7 protein-coding genes are annotated in these 14,689 nt (G+C 35.9%); all 7 read left to right on the top strand.

What is annotated here, in order from left to right; genetic code table 11:
- Nucleotides 1-120 precede the first annotated feature (120 nt).
- The 7 genes from LOK78_RS08130 (at nt 121) to sov (ending at nt 14,673) form a co-directional block, all read left to right on the top strand.
- On the top strand, nt 121-984 hold the full coding sequence (locus LOK78_RS08130; RefSeq protein ID WP_232634547.1) for a helix-turn-helix domain-containing protein: 864 nt from the start codon (nt 121-123) through the stop codon (nt 982-984).
- 171 nt (nt 985-1,155) lie between these two features.
- The gene (locus LOK78_RS08125; protein WP_232405817.1) at nt 1,156-2,181 is read left to right on the top strand and encodes a ScyD/ScyE family protein; all 1,026 of its coding nucleotides are present in this window, start codon (nt 1,156-1,158) and stop codon (nt 2,179-2,181) included.
- Nucleotides 2,182-2,844: 663 nt separating this feature from the next.
- Nucleotides 2,845-3,375 carry a hypothetical protein gene (locus LOK78_RS08120; RefSeq protein ID WP_166956076.1) on the top strand — a complete coding sequence of 177 codons (531 nt, stop codon included), beginning with the start codon at nt 2,845-2,847 and terminating at the stop codon, nt 3,373-3,375.
- Between the two features lie 161 nt (nt 3,376-3,536).
- Nucleotides 3,537-4,460 (top strand): tRNA epoxyqueuosine(34) reductase QueG, encoded by a 924-nt coding sequence (gene queG / locus LOK78_RS08115; RefSeq protein ID WP_232393389.1) that lies wholly within the window; start codon nt 3,537-3,539, stop codon nt 4,458-4,460.
- A 48-nt stretch (nt 4,461-4,508) separates the two neighbouring features.
- Nucleotides 4,509-6,815, top strand: a complete 2,307-nt coding sequence (locus LOK78_RS08110; RefSeq protein ID WP_232393388.1) for an NADP-dependent malic enzyme — start codon at nt 4,509-4,511, stop codon at nt 6,813-6,815.
- Between the two features lie 42 nt (nt 6,816-6,857).
- On the top strand, nt 6,858-7,439 hold the full coding sequence (gene ruvA, locus LOK78_RS08105) for a Holliday junction branch migration protein RuvA (RefSeq protein ID WP_053970469.1): 582 nt from the start codon (nt 6,858-6,860) through the stop codon (nt 7,437-7,439).
- Nucleotides 7,440-7,446: 7 nt separating this feature from the next.
- Nucleotides 7,447-14,673 (top strand): T9SS outer membrane translocon Sov/SprA, encoded by a 7,227-nt coding sequence (gene sov / locus LOK78_RS08100; RefSeq protein WP_502243833.1) that lies wholly within the window; start codon nt 7,447-7,449, stop codon nt 14,671-14,673.
- Nucleotides 14,674-14,689 lie beyond the last annotated feature (16 nt).

The raw sequence follows: 14,689 nt of genomic DNA, 5'->3' as shown, positions 1-14,689 counted from the left end.
TTACTTCTACGGTTTTACGCATCATTAAAATCGTACAAAACTGTTATTAGTTTACTAAATTTCTTAGGATAAAGGTTGATTTTTAGTACCTTAAAGAGTATAACCAACAAAACTCATCAAATGCTTAATGTATATGATCTTAAATTGTCTCATCCAGATGTGTTCAAGCAATTCTCTGTAGGTGAAAATTTGATTGTACATTATAAGTGCCCACAAGCAGAGAAACTAGTCGAGTTATACAACCATTTTAATGCCATTTATTTTACATTATCAGGTAAAAAAAGCTTGAATTACCGTGCCAAATCATGGCATTTAACTGATGATGAGGCTTTGTTGGTTACTAGAGGAGCGTATACCCAGGAATTATTTGAAAATATGGACTGGGAAGTATTGGCATTTCATTTCAATGATGATTTTTTAAAAAAAATCTATAGGGAATATCTTCTAAATTTTAAGGTCGAGTCTGACTTGACCTTACCTGATGATCAGATTTTGACCATTCAAATCAATCCCATTATTAAAAGTAGTTTTTATTCTTTACTATCTTATTTTCAAGGTAACGAGGCTCCTTCAGAATATTTATTGGAACTTAAAATTACGGAGCTGCTCATTAACATATTGGCGGATCCCCAAAATAAAGCGATCAGAGCATATTTCAATTTTGTAGATGGCCAACATAAAAGACCCATAAGGCACATTATGGAACGCAATTTTATGTATCATCTAAGTCTTCCTGAATTTGCCAAGTTGGCACAAAGAAGTATAACGGCTTTTAAAAACGATTTTAAAAAATACTATAAAACAACTCCAGGGAAATGGTTAATGGAAAAGAGGTTAACCTATGCAAAGCATCTTTTGGAAACATCGGATAAGAATGTAACAGAGATAGCTTTTGATTCTGGTTTTCAAAATGTATCCCATTTTAGTAAGTCATTCAAGAAGGCATTTGCTATTTCGCCTTCACAACTTCGCAAAAAGGACTAAAGAGACTTTTAGGAATAATTTAATGTCTTCATAGAATATCAAGTCCTTAAAAACTCAATTAATTTTATGCTTGGGTATAAATCCAATTAATTGAGTTTTATCCTGTCTCCTAAAGATTTTAGAGTAATTGATAGTGTTTGAATTGAATACTAATTTTTAAAACTATTAATCATGAAAAAAACAAACTTTTTAATGTTAATATCAGTTGTGTCAATGATACTGATATCTTGTACTTCTGATGAAAAAATAGAAGACACTTTAACTACTGAAACCGCACTTAAACAAAATAGTGAACCGGGAGCTCCAATGCTTTTTGCAACACTCCCAAGTGGTGCCATGGGAAGTACAATTGGTCCTGGAGGTGATTTGTTTGTGACTCAAAGTGGTGCAGCTGGCAGTATTTTACGTATTGATAAAAATACAGGAGAGGTTTCAACCTTTGCAAGTGGATTGCCAGTGTCGCCAGCACCTATAGGAGGTGTGACCGATGTGGTTTTTATAGACGATACGGCTTATGCTTTAGTCACTCTTGTAGGTAGTTTTTTTGGGTCTGACAGTGTCAATGGTATTTACAAAATAACAGGGCCAAATAGTTATGAAGTCGTTGCAGATATTGGTCTTTTTGCTAATAACTACCCTCCAACAACAGATTTCTTTTTACCAGAAGGTTTGCAATTTGCTATAGAAACTTATCAAGGAAGTTTTTTAGTTACAGATGGGCATCATAACAGAGTTTATAGGGTTACTCTAGAAGGCGACATTACCATATTTAAGGTATTTGACAATATTGTGCCAACAGGTTTAGAAGTGAAAGGAAATACGGTGTATATGAGTCAGACTGGACCCGTTCCTCATTTTCCAGAAGATGGTAAAATTGTATCATTTATCTCAGATACTTCAGAAGTTATTGATGTCGCTTCTGGTGCGCCAATGCTTGTTGATGTTGAATATGGCCGAGGTCAAAATTTATTTGGTTTATCACAAGGTTCATGGATAGGAGTGACTGATGGTGATGCTGCCGAACCAGGGACAGGTGCCCTTGTCAGAATTAATGAAGATGGAACGTTAACCACTATCGCCGATGAGTTGGATCGTCCTACATCACTTGAGTTTATACAGAACACGGCTTTTATAGTTACACTTACAGGGGAGGTATGGACAGTAGATAATGTTGCTAGCCCACCTTTTGGGATATAGTCGTAAATATCTATTAAACAAATTGTTTGAATGAATTTGTAAAGTCGGATAAATCTCCGACTTTTTTTGTTGATACAACTTATAAAAGAAAATTAGGTACACCCAAAATAAAAACTAATGGTGTCTTCTAGAAAAACAATTATGTCTTTTAGGAACACTCTGTTTTGAAGATAAATATTAACTTAGGGACCAATTAAAAACCTAATATGTAGTTTAGGTTTTTGATTTTCTTCTCTAAAAGTCATACTAATTAATACAATTCAAATTATTGAAGGAATTTGTTAGATATGAATGGCATAATCAGAAAATTTTGGTTGCATTGGTTTATTTAAAATTTGCCTAAAGAAAACTCTAACCTTTTTAATTTAAACTTTTTTTTATGAAGCTAAGGAAGGAGTTGGAGCAAGTAAAAATTTGACAAAACATTAACTTTAATTCATTTAAAATTAACACTGTTTAAAAGATTTAATAAGTAATTTTAGAAACACTTTCCATCAATAATAAATTATTTGCCGAGAAAAGTTAATGCTTTGATCCATCTAAAAAGCAGACTCAGTAAATACTAATTAATTTCGAGTAAAGAAAATTCTTTAAAGCCCTTCACTAAAGTGAACTTACCAATTTAGGTTATGATTTATTCATTAATCTTAAAATCGATCAGTTATGAAAAAACTATCAATTATTGGTATTAGTTTATTGTTTTTAAGCTTTACCAGCCAGGGAATTGCACAAGTAGAAGGTTTTTACGCGGTGCATTTGACGGAAGCCAATTTTAAACCTGTCAACACCAATTATTTTGAACAGGTATTTGATCAGAATACCTCTTATGATGTCAAACAATTGCAGCGGGAGGTGGCTTTATACGACATTAAAGAATCAGAGGAATTTGATTCAAAGATGGACAGTATGGATGTTCTTTTTAAAGAAAAAGGAGGAGATCACAGTCGGGTTTTAGCAACCTTTGACAATGAAGGTAACATTATTAAGTCTTATGAAAAGCATAACAATGTTTTTCTGCCTAGAGAGGTTCGTAATGCCATTGTAAAAGAATACCAAGGATGGACCTTAGCACAAACAACTTACAAAGTGAATTACTTTAATGATAAAAATGTAGATAAAGCCTACTTTGTAAGAATTGAGAAAGACGGAAAAAGAAAAAACCTTAAAGTGGACTCATCTGGAAGACTATTATAGTTTAAGTTCATCACATGTAACTTATAAAACCGATAGGAAACTGTCGGTTTTTTTATGTTATAAGCCACAATCATGATAAAATTCTAGTTGTTTGCAAAGAAAATTTGCCAGTTGCGGTTGACTTTTATAATGTTGTATAATCTAACCTGTAGAGATTTCCCTTGAATTTAAAATCGAAATATACTGCTCAAATTAAAGCTGAAGCCAAACGCCTTGGATTTTTGGCCTGTGGCATTTCCAAAGCGGGCTTCTTAGAAGATGAAGCTCCAAGGTTGGAAAATTGGCTCAACCAACAAATGCATGGAGAAATGCATTACATGACAAACTATTTTGATAAAAGGTTGGATCCTACAAAATTAGTTGAAGGCTCTAAAAGTGTTATTTCCCTATTGTTGAATTATTATCCTAAAGAAAAGCAAATAGATGGGTCCTATAAGTTGTCTAAATATGCTTATGGTACCGATTATCATTTTGTGATTAAAGAGAAGCTTAAGGAGTTATTGGGTTTTATGCAGACCGAGATAGGAGAGATTGAAGGGAGAGCTTTTGTAGATTCAGCTCCCGTGCTAGACAAGGCTTGGGCTGCAAAAAGTGGTCTGGGATGGATAGGAAAACATAGTAATCTACTTACCCAAAAAGCGGGCTCTTTTTATTTTGTAGCCGAATTGATTGTTGATTTGGAATTAGAGTATGACTCACCCACTACGGACCATTGCGGAACATGTACAGCGTGTATTGATGCTTGTCCTACAGAAGCTATAATTCAACCTTATGTTGTAGATGGTAGTAAATGTATTTCCTATTTAACCATTGAGTTGAAAGACAATCTGCCTTTAGAGTTTAAAGGAAAAATGGATGAATGGATGTTTGGTTGTGATGTGTGTCAGGACGTTTGTCCTTGGAATCGATTTTCAAAACCGCATTCTGAACCTCTATTTAATCCCAACAAAGAGCTTCTTAACATGGATAAAAACGATTGGGAAGAGCTCACAGAGGAAACGTTTAGAAAGGTGTTTCAAAAATCGGCTGTAAAGCGCACCAAATATTCTGGTCTTACTAGAAATATTAGGTTTCTAAAAGAATAGATTTAACTGATACTATTCATACATTTGTATCTTATTAATCCAGTTTTTATGAGCAAGGAAAGAAGACGTAGAGAGGCACTAGTATATCACGCCAAACCTACTCCAGGAAAAATAAAAGTGGTTCCTACCAAAAAATATTCAAGTCAAAGAGATTTATCTCTTGCTTATTCCCCAGGTGTTGCAGAACCATGTTTGGAAATCGAAAAAGACAAAAAGAACGTTTATAAATATACGGCCAAAGGGAATTTGGTTGCGGTGATTTCAAATGGGACGGCAGTCTTAGGTCTAGGAAATATTGGGCCGGAAGCATCTAAACCTGTTATGGAGGGTAAAGGACTGCTTTTCAAAATCTTTGCTGATATTGATGTGTTTGATATAGAAGTGGATACTGAAAATGTGGATGAATTTATTCAAACCGTAAAGCAAATAGCACCCACCTTTGGAGGGATAAATTTGGAAGACATCAAAGCTCCAGAAGCTTTTGAGATAGAACGTCGATTAAAGGAAGAACTGGACATTCCAGTGATGCATGATGATCAGCATGGTACGGCCATCATTTCGGCGGCGGCATTAATCAATGCCTTGGAACTTGCCAATAAAAAAATTGAAGATGTTCAAATAGTTATTAGTGGTGCAGGAGCTGCGGCGATTTCTTGCTCGAGACTTTATCAAGCCTGTGGTGCTAGAACAGAGAACATGGTGATGTTGGACAGTAAAGGGGTTATTAGAAAGGATAGAGACAACTTAACTCCAGAGAAAGAAGAATTCGCCACAGCTAAAGATTTGAACACCCTTGAAGATGCTATGGAAGACGCCGATGTTTTTATCGGACTTTCTACAGCAGATATAGTCTCCCCAGAAATGCTGCTAACGATGGCAAATAACCCTATTGTGTTTGCCATGGCCAATCCAAATCCAGAGATTGACTATGATTTGGCTGTCAAGACCAGAAAGGATATTATTATGGCCACAGGAAGAAGTGACCATCCAAACCAAGTTAATAACGTTTTAGGTTTTCCATTTATCTTTAGAGGCGCTTTAGATGTTAGGGCCACTAAGATCAATGAAGACATGAAGATGGCCGCAGTAAAAGCTTTGGCCAAATTGACAAAAGAACCAGTTCCTGAGCAGGTGAATATAGCTTACGGGGAAACTTACTTAACCTTCGGAAAAGATTATATCATACCAAAACCTTTTGATCCAAGGTTAATTGCCACGGTACCTCCAGCGGTTGCAAAGGCAGCAATGGATAGTGGTGTTGCTACAGAGCCAATTTTAGATTGGGAGAAGTACACAGATTCCTTATTGGAACGTTTTGGGAATGATAACAAACTTGTAAGGTTATTAGTAAATAGAGCCAAATTAAATCCGAAACGAGTAGTCTTTGCTGAAGGTGATCAAATGGATGTTTTAAAGGCAGCTCAAATTGTTCATGATGAAGGAATTGCTATTCCGATTTTATTGGGTAGAAAGGAAACCATTAAAAAATTAATGGAAGAAATAGATTTTGTGGCTGACATAGATATTGTAGATCCTAAATCTGATGAAGAGTTTGAAAGAAAGAATAAATATGCTGAGGCTTATTGGAAAAACCGAAAGCGACGAGGAGTAACCCTTTATTCCGCGGAAAAGAAAATGCGGGAAAGGAATTACTTTGCCGCTATGATGGTGAATACTGGGGATGCTGATGCTTTGATATCTGGATATACTAGTAGCTATCCAAGTGTGGTGAAGCCTATGTTAGAACTAATAGGTTTGGCTGATGGGGTTTCTCGAATTGCTACCACCAATTTGATGATTACCCAAAGAAGAGGCCCCATGTTTTTAAGTGATACGTCTATTAATATTGATCCAACAGCCAAAGACTTGGCCAAAATAGCCCATATGACATCACATGTGGTTAAAATGTTTGGGATTGAGCCGGTTATAGCCATGACGTCTTATTCTAATTTTGGCTCATCAAACCATCCAAGGGCTACCAAGGTTCAGGAAGCTGTATCTTATTTGCATAGGTTTTGTCCAGACATGATTGTTGATGGTGAACTTCAAACGGATTTTGCGTTAAATCATGAAATGCTTCAAGACATTTTTCCATTCTCAAAATTGGCAGGAAAAAAGGTAAACACCCTTATTTTCCCCAGTTTGGAATCCGCGAATATCACTTATAAATTATTAAAAGAACTTAATCAAGCCGATTCCATCGGCCCCATTATGATGGGATTGAGAAAACCAGCTCACATTCTTCAAATGGAGGCTAGTGTAGATGAGATTGTAAACATGACAGCTATTGCTGTAATTGATGCCCAACAAAAGGAAAAACAGGAGGTTAAAGTCAATCCTTGTACATCCTTGTAATGCAAATAATTTTATTACATTTGAGAGGTTAATTAAGTTTTAATGATTACACATATACAAGGCAAACTTGTCGAAAAAAATCCTACCGATGTGGTTATTGATTGTCACGGGGTAGGATATTTGTTAAATATATCCTTGCACACATATTCACAAATTCCAGACCAAGAGAATTTAAAGCTGTATACACATCTTCAAGTGAGGGAAGATTCCCATACATTGTTTGGGTTTTCATCGTTAGCAGAAAGGGAAATTTTTAGATTGCTTATTTCAGTTAGTGGTATTGGAGCAAGTACAGCCAGAACCATGCTGTCTTCATTAACACCCAAGCAAGTACGAGAAGGTATAGCCACTGAGGATGTAGGTTTAATTCAATCCATTAAAGGAATTGGAGCCAAAACAGCTCAACGAGTTATTTTGGACTTAAAAGATAAAATTTTGAAAGTATATGATATAGATGAACTTTCGGTGGCTAAAAGCAATACAAATAAGGATGAAGCGTTATCTGCTTTAGAGGTTCTTGGATTCAATAAAAAACAATCTGAGAAAGTAGTGGATAAAATCACATCAAATCAACCTGATGCCAGTGTTGAAGCGATTATTAAAGAGGCTTTAAAAAATTTATAATCCAATTTTGAGGACAACCAACTATACTAATAAACCATACCATAAATTACTGTTTTTTGTCTTTCTATTTGTGAGTTCGCTTGCCTTCTCACAAGAACCGTCCAACGAGACGACTCAAGACACTACTAAAACTGGGTATTCCATGGGTAATATGACAATGCCTAATCCAAATAGCATTGTATCAAAATATACCTATGACCCAATGACTGATAGATATATTTATACGGAAACAGTAGGTAATTTTAATATCAACTACCCTTTAATTTTAACCCCTGAAGAGTATCAAGAATTGATTCTTAAGGAGGAAATGATGACTTATTATAAGCAAAAGATCGATGCTTATGATGGAAAAAAGGAGGGTTCAGAAGAAGAGCAGCGAAATTTAATACCAGAATTGTATGTGAAGTCTGGTTTATTTGAAACTCTTTTTGGTGGTAATACCATAAATGTGGTTCCTCAAGGTACAGTCGAGATTGACCTAGGAGTTCTTTATACGCGGCAAGATAACCCTACATTTTCGCCTAGAAATAGAAGTAATTTTACGTTTGACTTTGATCAACGGATTAGCCTTAGCTTATTGGGTAAAGTAGGTACAAGACTGCAAGTTACGGCCAATTATGATACCGAATCAACTTTTGATTTTCAGAATATTATCAAATTGGAGTATACCCCAACAGAAGATGATATTATTCAAAAAATTGAGGTTGGTAACGTAAACATGCCTTTAAATAGCTCTTTGATTACTGGAGCCCAAAGTTTATTTGGTGTAAAAACACAATTGCAATTTGGAAAGACAACAGTAACAGGTGTCTTCTCAGAACAAAGGTCTGATACTCGAACCGTAGTGGCTCAAGGTGGTGGAACTTTGGAAGAATTTGAGTTTTTTGCTCGGGATTATGATGAGAATAGGCACTTCTTTTTATCTCATTACTTCCGTGACAACTATAACAAGGCTTTAGCGAGTTATCCATTCATCAATTCGAATGTCCAAATTACAAGAATTGAAGTGTGGATCACCAATAGAAATAATACAACTAACAATGTTAGGAATATTGTGGCGTTGCAAGATTTGGGTGAATCAAACCCTGATCTAGAGGCAAATAACATTGTATTAAACCCAATTCCGCCAGGTTTTATAAATGTAGGTCCAAATGCTTTTCCAGATAATGGTAATAATGATTTTGATCCAACCTCAATTGGTTCGGGGTCTATTTTAACGGAAGCGATAAGAGATATTGCAACGGTACAACAGGGTTTTGGAACTCTAAATGGGCAAGTCAATGAGGGAACGGATTATGCAAAACTAGAAAATGCAAGAAAATTAAATCAAGGCCAAGAGTATACTTTAAATTCGCAATTAGGATACATCTCCTTAAATCAAAGATTAAACAATGATGAGGTTCTGGCTGTAGCGTTTCAATTTACAAGTGGCGGCCAAGTTTATCAGGTTGGTGAATTTGCCAATGATGGGGTAGATGCTACGGGAGTAGACACCGATCAAGGTACTGGGATAACGACCATTACCAATAATAGTTTGATCTTAAAGATGTTGAAAAGCCCAGTGACTAATGTCAATCAGCCAATTTGGGATTTAATGATGAAAAACATCTATGATACCGGGGCATATCAATTGTCTCAGGATGATTTTAGATTGAATATATTTTACAATGAAGCCTCTTTACTCAATTATATTAGTCCTGTAGGTGGCGATTTTGGTGTTGATATAAATGGTAACCCTATTACATCTTCAACGCCTCCTGATGATTTGATAGAAAACACAACGCTTCTAAGGTTATTCAATTTAGATAGACTGAACTTTAATAATGATCCTCAAAATAGGGGGGATGGATTTTTTGATTTTTATCCAGGAATAACAGTTGTTCCCCAAAACGGGAAGATTATTTTCACTACGGTAGAACCATTTGGGGAGTATTTATTCGACCGTTTGGCTGTAGGTAATGAAGATTACAATAACACGAGTTCTTATAATGAAAATCAAGATAAATATGTGTTTGATGTTCTTTATAAAGAAACAAAAACGGCAGCCTTAGAGGAGGCAAGTAAGAACAAATTTAAGATTAAGGGGCGCTATAAATCGAATGGAGCCAACGGAATTCCAATCGGTGCGTTTAATGTTCCTAGAGGTTCAGTAAAGGTGACAGCTGGAGGAAGGGTTTTAGTCGAGGGTATTGATTACACCGTGAATTATCAGGCTGGAACCGTACAAATTTTGGATCCCGCTTTATTGGCATCTAATACACCTATTCAAGTATCCACAGAAAATAATGCTGTATTTGGGCAACAAACCAAGAGATTTACGGGTGTCAATGTTGAGCATAAGTTCAATGAGAATTTTGTCTTGGGAGCCACTTGGTTGCACTTAAATGAAAGGCCAATTACCCAAAAGGCCAATTATGGACAAGAATCTATAAACAACAATATTTTTGGAATCAATGGTAATTATTCAACTGAAGTGCCATTTTTAACCAGATTGGTTAATAAGCTTCCAAATGTAGATACAGATGCTCCTTCAAATTTGTCGGTGCGTGGTGAATTTGCATATTTAAAGCCTGATGCTCCAAAAGGGACAGATTTTCAGGGAGAAGCCACCTCTTATATTGATGATTTTGAAGGTACTCAAAACAACATTGACTTAAAATCTCCCCAAACTTGGTTTCTTTCTAGTAGACCAAGAAATCTGGGACGTGTTTATGGAGAAGGTGATGAAGATGAAAATGGATTTCAAAATGGTTTTGATAGAGCATTTTTAAACTGGTATACTATTGATCCTATATTCTTTAGTAATCAAAGACCGGGGGAAATATCAGACGATGATATTTCAGATTTATATACTAGTAGAGTTTTTATTCAAGAATTATTTCCCAATCAGGACATTGCTCAAGGACAAACCACTGTAGTCAATACATTGGATTTGGTTTATTATCCAGCTGAAAGAGGACCTTATAATTTTCAGACGAGTGAAGTTGAAATTTCTACAAATACCTTAACCAATCCTACAGATTCATGGGCAGGAATTACCCGAGCCATTACGTCTACAGATTTTGAACAAGCTAATGTGGAGTATATTGAGTTTTGGCTTCAAGATCCTTTTCAACAGAACGAAAATAATCCTGGTGGTAAATTGGTTTTCAACCTAGGGAATATTTCTGAGGATGTTCTTAAAGATGGTCGAAAAATGTATGAAAACGGTTTGCCTCAAGATGGAAATATATCCATGTTACCAGTTTCAGAATGGCAAACAGTATATCCACAGAACCAATCTCTTATTTATGCTTTTGATACTTCGGGACAAGAGCGAACCAATCAAGATGTGGGGTATGACGGATATAATGATGCGGAGGAAACCGTGATTTCTGCCGCATATTCGGGATTGGCTGATCCTTCTAATGATAATTATTTATATTTCTTAAATGCTTCAGGGAATATCTTTGAACGATATAAAAGGTACAATGGTGTAGAAGGAAACTCTCCTGATACATTTTCAGACACGAATAGGGGTAATACAACCCAACCAGATGTTGAGGATGTGAATCGTGACAACACCATGAATACCATTGATAGTTACTATGAGTATGAAGTGGACCTAGCTCCCAACTCGATGAACTTGAACCACCCTTACATTGTTGATATAAAAGATGATCAGGTAAGAAGCTTGCCAAACGGGCAAACAGTAATCCCAAGGTGGTACCAGTTTAGAATTCCAGTATCTGAATTTACTGATCAAATAGGAGGTATTTCCGATTTAAGATCTGTTCGGTTTGCCAGAATGTATGTGAAAGAGTTTAGTGAAACTACAGTTTTAAGGTTCGGTACTCTAGATTTGGTGCGAAGTGAATGGAGAAGATATACTCAAACTTTGGATGAAGATGAGGGAGATCCAGATTTGGATAACACCGAGTTTAGTATTGGTGTTGTAAGTACTATTGAAAATAACGGAAGTTATTTGTCTCCTCCAGGAGTAGATCCAGAACAGTTGTACAATAACAATACGGTTATTCGACAAAATGAGCAATCATTGGTGGTTAATGTCTGCGAACTCGAGCCTCATGATGCACGGGCGGTCTATAAAAACATTAATGTTGACATGCGTCAATATAAAAAACTGAGAATGTTTATGCACGCCGAGGAAGGTGCGACCCCTGGTCTAGGTGATGGTGAATTGGTAGGTTTTATTAGGATGGGTAATGACTTGGTAGATAATTACTATCAAATTGAAGTGCCTTTAAAAGTGAGTACAGGTAGTTCTAGAGAAGAACTTTGGCCAGAAGAAAATGAAATCAACTTATCATTGAGCGTTTTACAGGATATGAAATCCCAAGCTATTAGTGATGGAGGTATAACATCTGGAGAGGTCACTTTTTATGATGTAATTGGGGATGCATTAAGCGAGATTCCAGTTAATGAGTTTGACCCGTATACCTTGGGCCAACAACGTGTTGCTATTAAAGGAAATCCAAATTTTGGTGATATAAGGACTTTAATGGTGGGGGTTAAGAATGTGTCGTCTACTGATGAATGTGCTACCCTATGGTTCAATGAGCTTCGAATTTCCGACATGGATAATGAAGGAGGTTGGGCCGCTATTTTAAGTATGGATTCCAACCTAGCAGATTTTGCAAATGTTAGTGCTACAGGTAGAAAGAGTACTTCTGGATTTGGTTCTATAGAACAAGGGCCTAATGAAAGAAGTCGAGAAGATGTTGTTCAATATGATGTTGTAACTAATGTTAATTTAGGACAATTACTACCAAAAAAATGGGGTATTCAGGTGCCGTTTAATTATGGGCAAGGAGAGGAGAAGATTACACCTAAGTTTGATGAGTATTACAAAGATTTAACATTAGAATCTCGTTTAGATGCTGCCAATTCTGATGATGAAAGAGAGGTGATAAGAGAGCAATCTGAAAATTACACCAAAAGAAGAAGTATCAATTTTATAGGGGTAAGAAAGACGAAAGCGGCAGACGCCAAGAAGCACTTCTACGATGTAGAGAATTTAACGGTTAATTATTCTTATAATAAGGTAAAGCATAGGGATTTTGAAATAGAAAATTCCATTCAACAAAATGTAAGAGCTGGAGTTAATTATGCTTACAATTTTGAGCCGATTAATATAGAACCTTTCAAAAAGAACGATTCTTTGTTTACCGGAGAATATTGGAAAATTTTGAAAGACTTTAATTTTAATCCGCTGCCGACAAGTTTTGCCATTAATACGGATATTAATAGAAGGTATAACAGGCAAAAGTTCAGGGAGGTTGATTTGACGGGAGAAAACATTGGACTTGAAGAATTTTATCAAAGAAATTATACATTTGATTATCAGTATACCATTAATTACAATCTTACCAAATCACTTCAGGTCAATTTTACGGCTTCAAACAATAATATTGTTAGAAACTATTTTATTGACGGAAATATTTTTAACGGGGAACAAGATCCTGCTCTAGATGTTTGGGATGGGTTTTTTGATTTTGGAGATCCAAACAGGCAATTCCAACAATTGGGGGTAAATTACCAATTACCGATTAATAAGATACCAACCTTTTCATTTTTGGACGCTACCTATTCCTACAATGGAGAATTTCAATGGCAAAAGGGGTCTGACTTGTTTGGGAATTTAGAAATTGATGGGGAGATTTATAATTTAGGTAATACGATTTCAAATGCCAACCAGCATAATTTGAATTCAACTTTTAACATGACCAAGTTTTATAATTACATTGGTCTGAAAAAGAAATCATCAAGGCGAACAGCCGCAGCTAGAACAAGTGGGCCCGCAAGAAGAAATGGTCAGCCTACAGTAGATAGGGGGGCGGATAAGGATGAGGCCCAGTCATCAAATAAAAAATATGGGTTACTTAATGCCGGAATAGGAATTTTGACAAGTCTAAAAAGATTCCAAATCAACTATGCCGAAACAAATGGTACCTATTTGCCAGGGTATTTAAACACACCTGGTTTTATTGGAACCATGAAACCAACAGTAGGATTTACATTTGGTAGTCAAAGGGATGTAAGAGAAATGGCCGCAAGGAAGGGATGGTTGACCATGTATCAAGATTTTAATGAGCAGTATACTTCCAACAAATTAAAGCAACTAGATTTTACGGCAAATATAGAGCCTTTTAATGACCTTAAAATTGATTTAGTAGCCAATAGAACACTCGCTGAAAACTACACTGAAAATTATAGGGTTAATGATAGCAATGGGGAGTTGGAATACGAATCCTTGACTCCAAACACCTATGGAAATTTCAATATTTCCACCATGATGATTGCTAGTGCTTTCAGCAAAAGTGACGAGAATGTGTCTGAAGCATTCAATGAGTTTAGATCCAACCGATTGTTGATTGCTGATAGATTGGCTTCTGATTATTATGGAGGTGGTACGATTCCTAGAGACGATGAGGGTTACCCTATTGGATTTGGGAAAAACAATCAAGCTGTTTTGTTGCCAGCGTTTGTAGCGGCTTATACAGGAAAGGATGCTGGAGGCGTAAGTACTTCAGCTATAAAGGATGTTCCGATTCCAAACTGGGATTTGAAATATACTGGATTAATGAATTTTAAATGGTTTAAAGATCGATTTAAGCGTTTTTCATTGATTCATGGGTATCGCTCCAATTATACCATTAACCAATTCCAAACCAATTTGGATTATAATCCTTCCAACCCAGAAGAATTGGATCAAGGTGGAAATTTCAAGAATAAAATTTTATACGGAAATATCAACTTGACAGAAATGTTCACTCCATTGATAAGGGTGGATATGGAAATGAAAAATTCGGTCAAAATTTTGGCTGAGTTGAAAAAGGATAGATTACTTTCATTAAGTTTCGATAACAACCTTTTGACTGAAATTCAAGGAAACGAGTATATTTTAGGTTTGGGTTACAGGGTAAAAGATGTGAGAATCAAATCTAAATTGGCTGGTCCATCTAAAACAATTGTTAGCGATTTGAATTTAAAGGCAGATGTGTCATTAAGGGATAACAAAACGATTATAAGGTATCTGGATTTGGAGAACAATCAAGTAACCGCTGGTCAGACAATTTGGTCTGGTAAATTCACGGCTGATTACGCATTCAGTAAATATCTTTCCGGAATTTTCTATTTTGATTATGCCTTTTCAGAGTACGCAATTTCAACGGCTTTCCCACAAACTACCATCCGAGCTGGGTTTACAATTAGATATAATTTTGGTAATTAGTAAAATCTGTTTGATT

The organism is Mangrovimonas futianensis (assembly GCF_021245805.1).
GTDB lineage: Bacteria > Bacteroidota > Bacteroidia > Flavobacteriales > Flavobacteriaceae > Mangrovimonas > Mangrovimonas futianensis.
Note: the sequence above shows the minus strand (reverse complement) of the source record. Positions and strands in the feature narration are given on the sequence as shown.

Coding starts and splice junctions, on each gene's coding strand:
- LOK78_RS08110 (WP_232393388.1), top strand. CDS start 4,509: ATGAGCAAGGAAAGAAGACGTAGAGAGGCACTAGTATATCACGCCAAA.
- LOK78_RS08130 (WP_232634547.1), top strand. CDS start 121: ATGCTTAATGTATATGATCTTAAATTGTCTCATCCAGATGTGTTCAAG.
- LOK78_RS08120 (WP_166956076.1), top strand. CDS start 2,845: ATGAAAAAACTATCAATTATTGGTATTAGTTTATTGTTTTTAAGCTTT.
- LOK78_RS08125 (WP_232405817.1), top strand. CDS start 1,156: ATGAAAAAAACAAACTTTTTAATGTTAATATCAGTTGTGTCAATGATA.
- ruvA (WP_053970469.1), top strand. CDS start 6,858: ATGATTACACATATACAAGGCAAACTTGTCGAAAAAAATCCTACCGAT.